Below are 15,596 nucleotides of genomic sequence, written 5' to 3' on the forward strand. Positions count from 1 at the left end.
CCTACTCTATTTTTCTAATAATTCTTTTAAGACAACCGCTTGATTATGCACTGTATCTTTCGCCCCATAGACCAGCGTGACTACTGGCTGATTTTTTACAATCGTCTGTAACTGCTTAAACGCTGTGGCAGTTGGCTCATGTTTCAATTCTTCTTGGTATTTTTGTTTAAACTCGGGATATTTATTTGCTTCATGATTAAACCATTTCCGTAGCTCTGTACTTGGGGCCACTTCTTTGAGCCATTCATCTAACTTTTCAGATTCCTTGGATTTTCCTCGTGGCCAAATACGGTCAACTAAAACACGGTAGCCATCTTGCTCTGTCGGTGCTTCATATGCTCGCTTGATTTGAATCATCTGCCTTCACCTCTTCTCTTTATTGTAGCTCAAAAAGTGAGGACTGACAAAAAGCAACATCTCTATTAAGCTTTCCTATACAAAAAGAGTTGGTCTCAATGAAGACCAACTCTTTTTGTTATTAACTATTTCTCTTTTTCACTTTCCCAGTCCAGCCATCATAGCCGCCTTTTAAAATATAAATATCAGTATAGCCATTTTTGCGTAATAAATTAGCTGCTCGGATACTTAAAGCTTTCTTCTGATCATAAAGATAAACAGGTTGATCCTTACGAAGAGAACCAATTGTTGTTTTTAACATGCTGTATGGCATGCTGCGCGCCCCTAAAATATGCCCAGCATCAAATGTATCTTTCTCACGAACATCAATCACTTGTGCTTTACGCATTGTTTCTTTAAATTCTTCTTCCGTCAGCATTTTTGCTGAACGTTTCACCATAATTTTCAAATATAATTCATTGAATACCATCGCTAGTACAATAACTAGCAAAATGCCATTGATTACCCATAAAATACTCATTCTAAAAAGCCCTCTCTATTTCTCTTTTGAAAATTGTAATGCTAGTGAGGCGGCACCAATGACGCCGGCCTCATTACCTAGCTCTGCTAATTTGATTTTTGTACTATTTCGAACTTGCGGGAAGGTAAATTCTTGGAAATATTTTTCGACACGACTACGTAAAAATTCTCCTGCTGCAGAAACACCTCCACCGATAACCACGCTATCTGGATTTAACGTGTTACCTAAGTTTCCTGTGGCTAAGCCTAAATAGAAACAAACACGATCCACAACCATTAAAGCAAAATGATCGCCTTTTTCGGCAAATTCAAAAACGTCTTTACTCGAAACATCTTGTCCATCATCAATCGCTTGTTTCAGTTCAGAGTCACCTGCAAATTCTTCTGATAAATGACGTGCAACACGAACGACACCAGTGGCACTAGAAACAGTTTCTAAACAGCCACGTTTCCCACAGGTACAGTCAAAGCCGTTAGGATCAACCGTCACATGCCCAACTTCACCAGCACAGCCAGCAACACCGTGGAGCAATTCTCCCGCTGCAACAATGCCTCCGCCGACACCTGTTCCTAAAGTAATAAAAATCACGTCGGGATTGTTTTCCCCCGCGCCCTTCCAACGCTCACCTAAAGCGGCAACATTGGCATCATTATCTAAGGCAAACGGAATTCCTAAAGCAGATTCGATTTGTTCTTTGACAGGCTGTACAGTCGTCCAGTTTAAATTATAGGCACCTACAACAGTTCCTTTTTCAATGTCGACACTTCCTGGTGTTCCCATACCAATTCCCACAAAATCTTCTTTTTTCATATTATAAAGATCTATACGGTGACGAATACTTTCAATAATTGATGGCACAATATGCTTGCCATCTTCTAAAATATTCGTTTCAATACTCCATTTTTGTTGAACAACGCCATCGGTTGTTAAAATAGCAAATTTGATGGTCGTTCCACCTAAATCAATCCCAATAATCTTCTTATCCATTTAGTCGATTCCTTTCTGCTTCTCTCTAGATTCTTCTATTCGATGCTCTCTTTGCAAAATATGCCGGGCCTGTAAATACGTATCTCGGTCTACCAATTGACCTTCATACAATTTTTTTAATTCAATCATCATTAACTCAATATCATAAATCCGTGCACCGACATAAATATACATCCCAAACTGTTTAAAAAGTTGTTGTACATCATATAACGTTTCCATACGAAAACACTTCCTTATTATACAGGTAAACCGTATTTTTTAAAACCCAATAACAGACAAATTACGACAAGAAAAATAAAAATTAACGTGGCCATAATTCGCTCGTGCTTATTAAATGCTTCTTCACGATTTGGAACAGCAAAAGCCGTCGCGACTAATAGTCCACCGATTAGACCGCCAACATGACCCATCATATCTACAGAGCTACTAAACAAGTTAAATAACAAATTAATCACAATAAACATTGAATAGCGTTGCACCATATACATAATCGCTGGATTGTCTCTAAAATGGCGTCCTAAAATAACAAATGCGCCGAACAAACCAAAAAGCGCTGTACTAGCACCCGCTGAGACACTGTTGGGTGTCCCAAAGGCAAAACTGGCGATATTTCCAGCAATCCCACTCAATAAATAAATTCCCAAATAGCGCCAATGCCCATAAATTGCCTCAACCTGTGCGCCGATATAATAAAGAGTAACCATATTCAAAATAATATGCATAAATCCAATGTGAAGAAACATTGGCGTGATAAACCGCCAGTATTCATGATTTTGAGCTACCAGTGGACGAACCATTGCTCCCCAATTAACTAAGTTTAAAATATTTTCTGATCCTCCAGTTAATTCCAATCCAAGGAAAACAATGATTGAAATACCTAAAAGGGCATACGTAATGAACGGCTGATTTTTTAGCCGTTTCAATTTCATTTCTGTTTGATAATTCATTCCATTCCTCCTATTGTATAAATAATTGTTCGATTGGCTGATCAAACGCTTCTGGTTGCCATTGCTCATGGAGTTGTTCACTAAAAACTAAACTACATGAATGGCCCGAAAAATGTTCCAAATAACGATCATAAAAACCACCGCCGAAGCCTATTCGATAGCCAGCACGATTGAAAACAATCCCTGGCACAATCAATAAATCAATCGCTGTAGCTGTTATTTCTGCCGCTGTTAACGGAGGTTCTTCCACGCCAAATGCACTGGTATCATAAACCGTCTCTGGAAAGACTTGATAAAAGTGCATTTTGCCTCCTTTAAATGTTCGCGGCACCGCCACTTGCTTGCTCTCTTGCATGGCCCGTTCGAAAATTGGCTGTGTTGATAATTCTAGCGGTAACGACCGAATCATTCCGATCGTTTGTGCTTGTTGCCATTGCTGACTAGCAAACAACTGTTCATAGAGACTTGATTCTTTATGTTGTTTAATTTCTGGATGTTGTTTTAGCCATTCCAGGGCAGTTAAGCCCACTTTTCTCAACTTGTTTTTCTCCATGTACACCTTCAACCCCTTTTCTGTTAAGTTTATAGAAAGTGTTCTTAAAAAACAAGCTGATTCCCCTTTTCTCTTTGAAAAATCCCGTTATTTTTCTAACGTTTTTGACGCTTCTTTAAAAAAGTCAACAACCAAATCCATTGTTTCTCCTTTCACTAAATGCCGCTCACCGATTTCCGTTATAAATTGCGTATTTCTCGCATACGTTTTCCCAGACACTAATTGTTCAAAATCAGCCATGTCTTCATAGGGAATTTTTTCATCTTCCGTTCCATGCCAAAACAGCATCGGTCGTTCTTGTAGTCTTTCTGGCGTTTGTGATAAATCGTATTGATGCACCCAACTTAGCAACAGTGGCAAGTCTTTAGGTACAAAAATAGCAAATTCTTTCGCCCGTTGAATCACTCGCTGAATATAGCGCGCCGGATAGGGTGTTCCCATTAAGCAAGCAGCAGCTTGAATCTCAGGATGTTGGGTCATAAGAGCGCTGGTAGTAATACCGCCCATGGATACACCACCCACGCCAATCCAATTTTCTTTAATCAACCCTAATTTATGAAAATGATGGATAATTACTGGAAATTCAATTAAATTATATTGAATGCTACTCCAAAATGTAATCGAAGGAATCGTGGAAATAGGTCCTGTTTTTCTTTCTCCATGGTTCATGGCATCTGGTAAAATGATCCGAAACCCCTCGTGTGCTAATTTTCTTGCTTGTGTTAAAGATAATTCTTTAGCTGATTGCCAACCATGATAGTAAACAATTAAAGGTAATGCTTCGTTTCTTTGCTCTTCTGTTGTCACTTCTAATGCTGGAATTTTTGCTATGTAGCGATGTCTAATACTGATTTTCATTCATGATTCCTCCATTATAAAATATCTTCTCTTATTTTACCGTTTTTTGATAAAACCTGCTCTTTATATGATTTATCAAAAAAACCACAAAATATGCGAATTCGCATTTTCCTATTTTATTACTTTCCGTTATAATCATTTTATTAAATACAAAGGGGTGTTTTTATGGTTAAAATTGAGGAAAAAGGTAAAGTAACATTTGGACAAGCTTTTAAAGATTATTTTCGTGGATATGTTGATTTTAAAGGTCGGACCACACGTGCTGGTTATTGGTGGATGACATTGGTATTAAGCATTTTAGCACTTATTTTTTATATTGCCATTGTCGGCAAAGCCGTGTCAGCAATTTTAGCAGCTGAATATTTTGAAACCTATGATTTTGGAAACTTATTACCGTTGATGCTTTTTGCACTTATTTTATGGTTAGCTTTATTATTACCAACGTGGGCAATGTGTGTACGTCGTTATCGTGATGCTGGGATGACAGGTTGGGGCGTGCTTGTTTTATATCTACTTTCTATTGCCTGTAGCTATACACAAGTTTTCTCTGTTATGTCAACTTTTAAATATGACGTTCAAACAGATACTGTGATAACAGGTGGCAGTCCCGTCTTCTTATTTTTCACTCTTGTGATTAGTCTGTTTTTCTTCTTACTAACAGTCTTACCGACAGATAAACTAACAACAACTAGCCAAAATAGCGTCTTACGCTTCTTCTTCCGTTACAAAGAAGTGAAGTAAGGAAAAGTTTTAAGCCTTTCTTTTAAAAGAAGGGCTTTTTTCTTATTTTAAAATCTTTATGATAAAATAAGAACTAGTCTAGCTAAAAAAATGGAAGGAGAAAATATGGCTACTTTTAAACGGATTCTGAATCTAGAAAATTATATTTTTACTTTTTTTATTTTATTTGTCTTTTACGGCGCAATTAACTCTCCCTATTCTCTGGTAAAAATTCTTTGGGAAAAGCCTAAGCACTTGCTTGTTTTACTTCCTCTATTAATTATTCTATTGTTGATTATTTATAAAAACAAAAAATTTCTTTACACTAAGATTCAAGCGCTCTGGCACTTAATAAAAACCCATGATCGTGTGGTTATTATTGGTAGTTTGGTCAGTTTATTTTTACTACAACTTTTACTCCTGACGCAGATTACTGTGCCGATTGGCTGGGATGTTTTTGACAACTTTCATAGTATTACCACTGAAAATAGGGATTATTCAAAAATCGTACTTTCTTTAAACCCCAATAACGAATTTTTCTTTTTCATGATGTATTACCTGAATAAATTTTTGCGTTTCATTGATGTGACAGGGAGCTGGAGCAATACTTGGTTTAGTTGGCAAGTGGTTAATTGCTTGTTTATTAATAGCAGTTTATTTCTCTTTTATCATGCCTCTAAACGTGTCTTTAATCCATTAACGGCCTTCGTTGCTTATAGTTTATTTTTTCTTTCTTTCGGATTGTCTCCATGGTTACTAACGCCTTATACAGATACGGCCGTCTTATTGTTCATCAACCTAGTTTTTTTTGCATATAGCCTTTTTGACCAAGTTTCCCATCCCTTCGTAAAATATTGTTTATTACTGTTTATTGGAATTGGCCTAGCTTGGTGTTTTTTAATGAAACCTTCGTCTATTATCTTTTTTATTGCATTTAGTTGTATAAAAGTGCTGCAACTTCTTTTAGTAAATCGGAACAAACAGTCTATCGTAAAATTAACCGTGGTTGCTCTCTTTTTACTGACTGGTTTCGCCAGCGCATATTATAGTTTTCAATTTTTTGTGGAAAAACAAACGATTACGGAAATCGATAAAGAACAAGCCAAACCTTGGACACTTTTTGTAATGATGGGTTTGACTGGAACTGGCGGTTACAATGATGCAGATACACAAGCAGTAAATCAGTTGCCTACACAAGAAGCCAAAAAAGCTTATACCATAAAAATGATTCAAGACCGTTTAAAAAATAAAGGATTCTTCGGTTATCTTCGTTTTCTGGCTCAAAAAAATCGTCATAATACTGCCAATGGTGATTTTGACTGGGGTTGGGATGGCGGTGATTTAATCCCAGAAACGCCTTCTAAAAATCGTTGGCAAGAACACTTGCGGTCACTGTATTATCCGCAAAATCAAAAAAGTAACTATCTACGAATTTATATGCATTTTTTCTATTTACTCACATTACTAGGTCTATTGTTCAGTATCCCTCTAAAAGATTCAAAAAATAACTACGCGATTTTAAAATTAGCTTTCATTGGAGCTATTCTGTATTTATTGCTCTTTGAAGGCGGCCGCTCTCGCTATTTAATCCAGTTTATGCCGTTTTGGTACTTGTTATCAGCGAGTGGTTGGCTGGGATTGAGAGAGATTCGAAGATACAAAAAAATAGTAAAATAGAAAAGAGGATTGAGTTAAAAATGAAAAAAAGTTTACTGGGGTTGATTGTTTTTTTATCCTTACTGACCCTTACTTCTTGCAGAAATAAAGTGACCACAAAAGAGCTAATGGCAAACGAGTGGGCCGTAAACTCCAACGTTGATGAAGTAGTAATGATTGTATCATTCAGCGAAGATACCGCTACTTTCAAAATCAATACAGATGAACACACATCAACTGCAAAAAATGATTTGGAAAAAGCAGGCGAAGAATTAGGTAAACAAATTGCAAATAAAATAGAATACAAAGTCAAATACCATCTAAAAAACAATCAAATTCGTTGGGAAAATGAAGGAAAAGAAGTAGCTTACAAGATAAAAAAAGAAAAGCAAAATCTACTTTTCACTCCTACTAAGACAAACAATTCTGATAACCAAACAAAACTAGTTTTGAAACCTTACACAAAGAAAAGTATTGATTCTTCCACTCAAAAAGATAAAACGGAAGAAACCAGCTCTAATTATCAAAACGTCTCATCTGAAACAAACCAATCTACCTCTTCATCTACTACTAAAGAACCGCTACCACAAGTTAGCTTAGCTGATTTTATAGGCGGTTGGGGTATTCCTCAAAGTGATAACTTATTTTTTATAAATGCTGACGGAACACTCACTAGCATAACTCAATCGAATGTTCCTCTTCAAAATGTAAGTTTTTCTGTGGATGAGAATGGTAATCAAATAATGACGTTTCTTTTGAATAATACGCCCCGAACAGTAACGAAAAATAATGATGGTACTTTAACTGTTAATGGACAAATATACACTTATCTAGGTAATATTACGTTGGAACAATTAATTGAAAGAAATAATCAAACTCAACAAGTTTTTGAACAATCTGAGCAGCAACCACCACAAAACTCTGATTCTAGTGAACAAATACAAAATTCTAAATCAGACCAACCTATATACGATACGGTACGAAGTGGTGAAGGTGGGCGACAGTTAGCCGAAAGAAATGGTTTAACCTTGGAAGAATTATTAGCATTAAATCCACGCATTGAAACTTCTGTTTTTTATCCTGGTCAGTCATTACGAATTAAATAGAAATTTAGGTATACTAATAGATAATAGTCTATAAAAAAAGAAAAGTCCATGTGGGGACCACGGACTCAAAAAAGTATTTCGAGATTTAGTTTACAAAAATATTATAACAGAAATGAGGAGTTTTCAAATGAAAAAAATGTATTTGTTAAGCATAACATTAATATCTCTTGGTATTTTAGCAGGTTGTTCTAATAATGATTCTACTAAAGTGCAAAAACTAGAAACAACTATTTCTAGTCTAAAAAAAGAAAATGATTCTTTAAAAACAGGAAATACTGATGAAAATAAAAAAAGCCAGGAATCCAAAGTAGATTCCAAACAAAAAAAGGAAGAAAAAAAATATGGTTTAAATGAAGACGTTGATCTATATTCAAATTCTAAAAAAGTTGGAAAAATTAAACTTACGAAAGTTTCTACTAATCAATCTGCATTTCCAGATTATATGATTAATCTAGAAGATTATGATACTAGCAAAATGATGGCAGTGACTTTTGATTATACCAATATTGCTATGGAAGAACCCTTTTTACCCCACTCTAATTATTTCCAAGCATATTCTAAGGATGGAAAAGCTTTACAATCATTTAATCAGCAAAATGGTCAAGATTATGTTTCTCAAGGTAGAACTGGAACATCTACAATTTACTTTGGGATACCAGTTGATGGCAATAGTTTTGACGAAGTGGAACTAGACCTTGTACCTACTGGCTCAGCAAAAATTGCGACATTTGATATAGCAGTTGGTCATTGATTAATAGCATATATGGAATATACACAAAAATGTCTAAGGAGCCTAACATTCTTTCAAGAAAGAATGTTAGGCTCCTTTTATTCAGACAATTTCAGCCACTCCTTGCGATTGCAATAGGACATAGTTTTTACAAAGACAAAATGATAAAGCAAACCGTAAGCTAGCCCCAACATATTTAACAAAATTCTTAAGTAAAGACTTGTTTCTAGCCCAAATATCATAGAAGCTGCCATGATAGCACCAACACAATTAAAAATCGTTTTACTTTTATAAGATGTGCATAAGCCTAAACAAAGTCCTCCTAAAATACCAAGTAGGTTCGTTGGTATATAAAATAACAAGATAGCCGATACTAGAGAACCAATAACGACCCCTATTATTCGTTCTTTTGCTCGTTCAGACAATTTAAACGTATCATACCCAGAAAATAATGACGAACTAGCAAATGTTGCCCACATAAAGCGGTCAATCTGAAGGTGCGTTCCTATAAAAAGTAATAAGCTAATGCCTAAAGCGTAATAACCAAACCAAATATTTCTTTGATTAAAAAAACCATTTTCTGTAACCATCTGTATAAAAGTAATCTCTTGATCCAATTTTTTATGTTTCACATGATAAACAAAAGCTAAAAGTAGATAAGCAAACACTAATACAAAGAAAGTTTGTTCTAATTGCTGAAACGATTGATAGTGAACCGTGCCAACTAAATATAAGTAGGAGAACGTATACAAGCCAGGATTACCCATTTTAGGGTTTTTACCAGTTAAGAAAAACAATGCCAGCAAGCAGATAAAATGAAGGCCCAATTGTAAAAATGATACAGAAATCAGTGAAATTAATGGACTAACACCTAGAATTGTTAACACGATTCCTAAACTAAGCAAGGCCTGTTTTTCCCTGTAGCCATATGAGACGAAACGGATACTCAACAGCAAACAAAATAATACAATTGAAAAAGGCGCTACAGCTTTTCCAAAGAAAAAAGTAATCGTCGACACCCATAAAATCGCAAACGAAACTAATAAGATATCCCTTATTAACAAGGCGCGCCAAAAATATCTCCGCTGTTTTTTAGTATCCGCTTGATGAATTTTTTGTTTTAAAATAAATGGATCTAACTGCAATAATTGATAAAAAGTCACCTAAAATCATCTCCTAAAAATCGACTCTTCTCAATTCATTATTCCAACTTTTCCTTCTATGAAATCAGAAGAAAAGTAGTTGTGACGAACATTTTACTACAACTTTTTTTCTGAATCAATACATGCTTTATTTCTTAATTCAATACCTCTCCCGATACGATTTGCTTACTTCATAAAAAATAAGCCTAGAAAAAATCAAAACGATTAATTCTAGACTCAAAATTAAATAACTGTTGAACAAAAGCTAGCGCTTTTTTACATAAACTTTTCCAACAGATCCATTTCTTTTTCTAATTCTTTTTCATCATACTTGTCATACTTACCAGCTTCGTGTGCAATTTTTTTAATCTCATGAATGGCTTTTTTTTCAACAATCCATTTCTTCATACTATGTTTTTTTGTATCCTCATCTAGCGAGCTCAACTCTTCTAAACTTGCATCCAATTTGTTCAAAACGTCGGCAATTTTTACTAATGCTTGCGCTTCTTTTTCTTCATAGTTTGACATAATAGACACCTCTTCTTAAGTATTTTTCTACTTTAAGTGTACGTCTCTGTCGTTTTATTTGCAACTAATAACTCAACTGCTTCTCAGTACGGAGGATAAGGGATTCGAACCCTTGCACGATGTTACTCGCCTAACGGTTTTCGAGACCGTCCCCTTCAGCCAAACTTGGGTAATCCTCCCTCTACATTCCATCTACAAATGAACATGTAATGAATCAAAAGATAAAAAGCCTAGACCCTTACACAACAAGGATTCTAGGCTCTATCTAAATAAATTATTTAGTTTCACGGTGTAAAGTAACTTTTCTTTCACGTGGGCAATATTTTTGTTTTTCTAAACGATCAGGATTGTTACGTTTATTTTTATTTGTTAAGTAGTTACGTTCTTTACAAGAAGTACACTCTAAAGTGATGTTTACGCGCATGTTTTCCCCTCCTACTAATAATTGATCTTTCCAAGAGATTTCTTAGACTTGAATATCATACCATTTTTTTTGTCATTTGACTACCCTTTTGGGCAAATTTGTAAAGTAGTTCTACTTTACAAATTTTATTTTTTGTACATTTCCATATACGCTTCTAAAACTTCTTTGGCAATCGTTTGATTTGGTTTGGAAGATTCATCATTTAAGTGTGGTAAAACAACGCTAATTGCAATTTCAGGATTTTCGTACGGCGCATAAGCCACCAAGTTACTATTAACCGTTGTATGGTTTACTCCATTAGCATCTGTTGCTTGCGTTTCGGCGGTCCCTGTTTTAGCAGCAATCGAAAACTTGTCTGATTTTAAACCACGTGCAGTTGTAAAAGGACTAGTTCCATTTACTACATTATAGAAACCTTGTTGAAGAATTCCTATCTGGTCTTCAGAAATATTCACCTTATTCAAAACTTTTGGTTCAATTTCTTTTAAAATTTTTCCTAAAGCTCCATTTTCATCATTGCCATAGATTCCTTCTACCACATGGGGTTGCACGCGGATACCATTATTTGCGACAGTGGAAACGTACTGTGCTAATTGTAACGCGCTATAGGTATCATATTGCCCAAAAGATAGGTCAAGAAGATTACCACCTTGTGGCGCAGAAGACGAATCCTTAAAGTCCTTGTTTTGAATTCCTGTTGTTTCTCCTGGTATATCAATTCCAGTTTTCGTTCCCATACCATATTCTGCAAAAGCTTTTCTTAATTCTTTAAAGACAGTGTCATCTCCTACTTCATAAGGGAAAATCATATTGGGATAATAATTCACACCCATCATTTTAAAGACTAATTTCATCATATAAGCATTCGAAGAATATTCTAACGCTTGCTCCGCAGTTAATTGCATGGTTGTTCCGCCAGAAGCATTCCACCAAGAAGCTTTTGGATTACTACCTGCTAGTAAAATAGCTTCATCTGTTAAAACGTCATTGCCTTTAATGACGCCTGTTTCATAACCAGCTGTTAAAGTACCTGCTTTCACAACTGATCCAGGAACTTCAGAATTCAAAATAGGTGCTAAAGGATTAGGTGTGACTTCTCCAGTTGCTAAATCATGATGAAATCCGGACATCGCTAAAATAGCACCTGTTTGAGGGTTCATAGCAACGACATATGCATTTTCTGAGTATGGTCCAATGGTTTTGACTATTTGTGAATAGTTTCGTTGTAAAATTTCATCAACTTTGTTTTGGAAATTTGAATCAATCGTTAATTTTAAGTTGGAGCCTTTTTCCCCTTTGGAAATTGGGGTTTGTGAAACAATCTTTCCGTTATTGTCTAAAACGACTTCTGATTTTGCTTTTTTACCTTGTAGTACGTCTTCATATTGTTTTTCTAAATAGCTAGTCCCGACACGGTCATTTCGTGCATAGCCTTTTTTCAAATATTCATCGACTTCTTCGGCTGGCAATCCTTGTTTTTCAGTTGAAACGGTGCCCAACAGGCTACGTAATGCGCCACTTTGAGAATAATCACGCGTCCAATCAGTCCCTGTTGAAACACCAGATATTTCCGCTGTGTGTTCACCAATTGTCGCAATTTCACCTTCTGTTACCCCTTCATTCTTGATGAAGACCGTGTTCATTTGTGACGCTGCATTCATTCGTTTAAAAATCGTCACTGCTTGTAAGGTTCGGTCATCAAATGCAATTTCTTCAGGGGTGACTTTTTCAACTGCTTTGGCATATAATGTGCCTTCGTCCGTAATTTTGTTGCCTTTTTCATCTTCTTTATCTTGATCGGTTAAACGGCCTTGGGCTGCTTTTAAATTTTCAGGATTCGCTAACCAATAATCTTTTTTATCACGATCCGTTAAGTTTGGATCAACTGGAACGTTAATAAGTTCGTTAACTTTATTCGCAATCGGTAAAATATCTTTTCCTTCAATATTTTTTCCTCGTGTGTAAGTGATTGCTAAATTGGCTTTGTTAGAAACCAAGACTTTTCCTTGTGAATCATAAATTTGTCCTCGAGGGGATGGTGTCGTGATTTGTAGTGAAGAATTGGCAGTGATTTTTTTGTTAAACTCTTCTCCTTCTACAATCTGTAAATATCCTAAACGGACAATTAATGAAACAAATAAAGTGAATATCACAAAAAATAATAAGTTCAATCGAAAAGGAATATGTGGCTTTCTACCTCGTTGACTCTTTGCTGCGGCATCTGTTTTTTTTATTTTATCTATAAATGAGTTTTTCTTCATACCTCTAGTCCCTTCACTAAAAAGTTTCGCATTCTCATTGTAACAAAAAATAGTCAAAAAATCAGGATTATTCCCAGCTCTAAGGAAATATTTAATTATTTTGTTTTTGAAAAAAGTCAAAAGGACTTCTGAATTCAGAAGTCCTTTTGACTTTTTCCCTTTTTTTAACGGCTGTAATTGTGAACTTCAGCAGCCATGCTGTCAATGAAAATTGATAAATCTTCGACAGACGTTTCTTTGCTTCCATAACGACGGACGTTCACCGTTGCGTCTTCCATTTCTTTGTCCCCGACCACTAATTGATAAGGTACTTTTTGGGTTTGAGAGGCCCGAATTTTGTAGCCCATTTTTTCGTTACGATCATCGACTTCAACACGTAAGCCTTGTGCTTGTAAACGTTCTTTGATTTCATAAGCATACTCAGAATGCGCTTCTACAGAAACTGGGATAATAGTTGCTTGAATTGGTGCTAACCAAGTAGGGAAAGCGCCTTTGTAAACTTCTGTTAAGTAAGCCACAAATCGTTCCATTGTTGAGACAATACCACGGTGGATAACAACTGGGCGATGTGTATTTTCACCATCTTCGCCAACATAAGTTAAGTCAAAACGTTCTGGTAATAAGAAGTCTAATTGGATGGTTGATAATGTTTCTTCCATTCCTAAAGCTGTTTTTACTTGAACATCTAACTTCGGACCGTAAAAGGCAGCTTCGCCTTCTGCTTCAAAGTAATCTAATTCTAATTCATCCATGGCAGCTTTTAACATCGCTTGCGCTTTTTCCCACATCGCATCATCATCAAAATATTTGTCTGTATTATTTGGATCACGATAGCTTAAGCGGAAACGATAATCCGTAATGTTAAAGTCAGCATAGACTGCCACCATTAACTCCAAAGTACGTTTAAATTCGTCTTTAATTTGGTCAGGACGAACAAAAGTATGGCCATCGTTTAAAGTCATTTCACGAACACGTTGTAACCCTGATAATGCGCCAGATTTTTCATAGCGGTGCATCATCCCTAATTCAGCGATTCGAATTGGCAATTCGCGGTAACTATGAATGTCATTTTTATAAACCATCATATGGTGTGGACAGTTCATTGGACGTAATACCAGCATTTCGCCATCACCCATATCCATTGGTGGGAACATATCTTCATGGTAATGATCCCAGTGACCAGATGTTTTGTATAATTCCACATCTGCCATAATTGGTGTATACACATGTTGGTAACCTAAGCTAATTTCTTTGTCCACAATATAACGTTCAATTGTACGACGAATGGTTGCGCCTTTTGGTAACCAGAAAGGTAACCCTGAACCAACTTCTTGTGAAACCATAAATAAATCTAATTCTTTTCCTAATTTACGGTGGTCACGTTCTTTGGCTTCCTCGCGCATTTTGATAAATTCTTTTAAATCTTTTTTATCGAAAAAGGCAGTGCCATAAATCCGTTGCATCATGTGATTGTCAGAGTTTCCGCGCCAATAAGCACCAGCTACTGAAAGTAATTTAAAGACTTGAATCCGTCCTGTTGAAGGGACGTGAACACCACGACATAAATCAACAAAATCGCCTTGATCATAGACAGTGATGATTTCATCTTCTGGCAAATCTGTAATTAATTCAACTTTGTAAGGATCATCAGCAAATAATTCTAACGCTTCTGCACGTGAGATTTCTTTACGAACGATTGGGTTATTTTCCTTCACAATTTTCATCATTTCGGCTTCAATTGCAGGTAAATCTTCCGCTGTCACAGGGGATTCCCCATTATCTGTATCATAGTAGAACCCAGAATCAATCGCAGGACCTACGCCAAATTTAATGTTAGGGAAAAGACGGCGTAAGGCATTAGCCATTAAATGAGCTGATGAATGACGTAAAATTCCTAAAGCATCTTCATGATCAGGTGTCACGATTTCAAGCGAACCATCTTCTACGATAGGACGATCTAAATCGATTAAAACACCATTGAATTTACCAGCTAAAGCTTTTTTGGCTAAACTGTTGCTAATACTTTTAGCAACATCAAATGTTGTAACCCCAGAATCAAACGGTTTAACAGCGCCATCTGGAAAAGTAATGTGAATAGACATAATAAAATTCTCTCCTTTTAATTTTTTTGATTTGAAGCGTTTCATTGTGTTCCTGTTTTTCACAATGAAACGAAACAGCCACCTGTTCCCCTTGTTAAAAAACAAAAAGTCCTAGTATTCTAACGAATACTAGGACGAAAATATCGTGGTTCCACCTAATTTTGAACACAAATAATCTGTGTTCCTCTAGCGTGTTAACGGTGCGACCGCCTTTGTTTCAACAAAGGTTTCGAAAGTGGTCATCCCTTGTGCCAATCTGGAAAATTTTCAGCCAAGATTTTCCTCTCTAATAGATCGCGGGCAAGTTCAGTTGTCTTTCTCATCAATCATTTATGCACTTATTTAACCACTTATTTTCAGAAAAAGCAAGTGATTCAACAGAAATTCTCTGAAAACTTATTTTTTCCATTCGCCGCCTTGTGCATAGCGGTCTTTTTTCAATTCATTGACAATCACATGGATATTCTCTTTTGGTGCACCAGCGTTTTTTGACACAGCTTCTGTAATATCTTTGACCATATTAGTTAACTGTTCTTCTGTGCGGCCTTCAATTAATTCTACATGTACAAATGGCATCTTCGTTCCCCCAATTTAAATTGCTTGTTCTGTTTGTATCATAGAGCGGGTTATGACGCTTGTCAATAAAAAATTGGAGACGTCAGTCGTTACGGTTGACGTCTCCAATTTTTATTTTTCAGATACATA

The 15,596-nt window shown here is 36.0% G+C and carries 17 protein-coding genes and 1 tRNA gene; 4 read left to right on the forward strand and 14 right to left on the reverse strand.

Annotated elements, in window-relative coordinates; genetic code table 11:
• Positions 1-6: 6 nt before the first annotated feature.
• The 7 genes from PYW42_RS11660 to PYW42_RS11690 form a co-directional block, all read right to left on the reverse strand.
• Positions 7-357 carry a DUF488 domain-containing protein gene (locus PYW42_RS11660; RefSeq protein WP_002359411.1) on the reverse strand — a complete coding sequence of 117 codons (351 nt, stop codon included), beginning with the start codon at positions 355-357 and terminating at the stop codon, positions 7-9.
• Between the two features lie 121 nt (positions 358-478).
• Complete coding sequence (locus PYW42_RS11665; RefSeq protein WP_002356334.1) at positions 479-877, reverse strand: rhodanese-like domain-containing protein; 399 nt, start codon at positions 875-877, stop codon at positions 479-481.
• Between the two features lie 15 nt (positions 878-892).
• Positions 893-1,864, reverse strand: a complete 972-nt coding sequence (locus PYW42_RS11670; protein WP_002356333.1) for an ROK family glucokinase — start codon at positions 1,862-1,864, stop codon at positions 893-895.
• Complete coding sequence (locus PYW42_RS11675; RefSeq protein ID WP_002410949.1) at positions 1,865-2,083, reverse strand: YqgQ family protein; 219 nt, start codon at positions 2,081-2,083, stop codon at positions 1,865-1,867.
• 17 nt (positions 2,084-2,100) lie between these two features.
• The gene (locus PYW42_RS11680; protein ID WP_002362481.1) at positions 2,101-2,811 is read right to left on the reverse strand and encodes a rhomboid family intramembrane serine protease; all 711 of its coding nucleotides are present in this window, start codon (positions 2,809-2,811) and stop codon (positions 2,101-2,103) included.
• A 10-nt stretch (positions 2,812-2,821) separates the two neighbouring features.
• The gene (locus PYW42_RS11685; protein WP_002384041.1) at positions 2,822-3,364 is read right to left on the reverse strand and encodes a 5-formyltetrahydrofolate cyclo-ligase; all 543 of its coding nucleotides are present in this window, start codon (positions 3,362-3,364) and stop codon (positions 2,822-2,824) included.
• Between the two features lie 87 nt (positions 3,365-3,451).
• Positions 3,452-4,222, reverse strand: a complete 771-nt coding sequence (locus PYW42_RS11690) for an alpha/beta fold hydrolase (RefSeq protein ID WP_002410950.1) — start codon at positions 4,220-4,222, stop codon at positions 3,452-3,454.
• A 165-nt stretch (positions 4,223-4,387) separates the two neighbouring features.
• On the opposite strand from PYW42_RS11690, the gene PYW42_RS11695 reads away from it, so the two are divergent.
• The 4 genes from PYW42_RS11695 to PYW42_RS11710 all read left to right on the forward strand — a co-directional run bounded on the left by PYW42_RS11695 (position 4,388) and on the right by PYW42_RS11710 (position 8,455).
• On the forward strand, positions 4,388-4,963 hold the full coding sequence (locus tag PYW42_RS11695; RefSeq protein ID WP_002410951.1) for a DUF805 domain-containing protein: 576 nt from the start codon (positions 4,388-4,390) through the stop codon (positions 4,961-4,963).
• 90 nt (positions 4,964-5,053) lie between these two features.
• Positions 5,054-6,619 (forward strand): glycosyltransferase family protein, encoded by a 1,566-nt coding sequence (locus PYW42_RS11700; RefSeq protein ID WP_002404588.1) that lies wholly within the window; start codon positions 5,054-5,056, stop codon positions 6,617-6,619.
• Between the two features lie 353 nt (positions 6,620-6,972).
• Positions 6,973-7,704 carry a DUF4950 domain-containing protein gene (locus tag PYW42_RS14190; RefSeq protein WP_411158702.1) on the forward strand — a complete coding sequence of 244 codons (732 nt, stop codon included), beginning with the start codon at positions 6,973-6,975 and terminating at the stop codon, positions 7,702-7,704.
• Between the two features lie 127 nt (positions 7,705-7,831).
• Positions 7,832-8,455 carry a hypothetical protein gene (locus PYW42_RS11710; protein ID WP_010708907.1) on the forward strand — a complete coding sequence of 208 codons (624 nt, stop codon included), beginning with the start codon at positions 7,832-7,834 and terminating at the stop codon, positions 8,453-8,455.
• A gap of 77 nt (positions 8,456-8,532) precedes the next feature.
• Here PYW42_RS11710 and PYW42_RS11715 read toward each other — a convergent pair whose 3' ends face one another.
• From PYW42_RS11715 to PYW42_RS11745, 7 genes are all read right to left on the reverse strand, one after another.
• Complete coding sequence (locus PYW42_RS11715; protein ID WP_002356323.1) at positions 8,533-9,597, reverse strand: FUSC family protein; 1,065 nt, start codon at positions 9,595-9,597, stop codon at positions 8,533-8,535.
• Between the two features lie 255 nt (positions 9,598-9,852).
• Positions 9,853-10,104, reverse strand: coding sequence for a hypothetical protein (locus PYW42_RS11720; RefSeq protein WP_002398678.1), 252 nt, complete (start codon positions 10,102-10,104; stop codon positions 9,853-9,855).
• Positions 10,105-10,193: 89 nt separating this feature from the next.
• Positions 10,194-10,283, reverse strand: a tRNA-Ser gene (locus tag PYW42_RS11725).
• A 95-nt stretch (positions 10,284-10,378) separates the two neighbouring features.
• Complete coding sequence (gene rpmG / locus PYW42_RS11730) at positions 10,379-10,528, reverse strand: 50S ribosomal protein L33 (protein WP_002356321.1); 150 nt, start codon at positions 10,526-10,528, stop codon at positions 10,379-10,381.
• A 125-nt stretch (positions 10,529-10,653) separates the two neighbouring features.
• Entirely contained in the window at positions 10,654-12,789 is a 2,136-nt protein-coding gene (locus PYW42_RS11735; protein WP_002362471.1) for a peptidoglycan D,D-transpeptidase FtsI family protein, read from the reverse strand.
• A 164-nt stretch (positions 12,790-12,953) separates the two neighbouring features.
• Positions 12,954-14,891 (reverse strand): threonine--tRNA ligase, encoded by a 1,938-nt coding sequence (thrS, locus tag PYW42_RS11740; protein ID WP_002359397.1) that lies wholly within the window; start codon positions 14,889-14,891, stop codon positions 12,954-12,956.
• Between the two features lie 396 nt (positions 14,892-15,287).
• Positions 15,288-15,467 carry a 2-hydroxymuconate tautomerase gene (locus PYW42_RS11745; RefSeq protein ID WP_002356318.1) on the reverse strand — a complete coding sequence of 60 codons (180 nt, stop codon included), beginning with the start codon at positions 15,465-15,467 and terminating at the stop codon, positions 15,288-15,290.
• Positions 15,468-15,596: the final 129 nt, after the last annotated feature.

Source organism: Enterococcus faecalis, assembly GCF_029024925.1.
GTDB lineage: Bacteria > Bacillota > Bacilli > Lactobacillales > Enterococcaceae > Enterococcus > Enterococcus faecalis.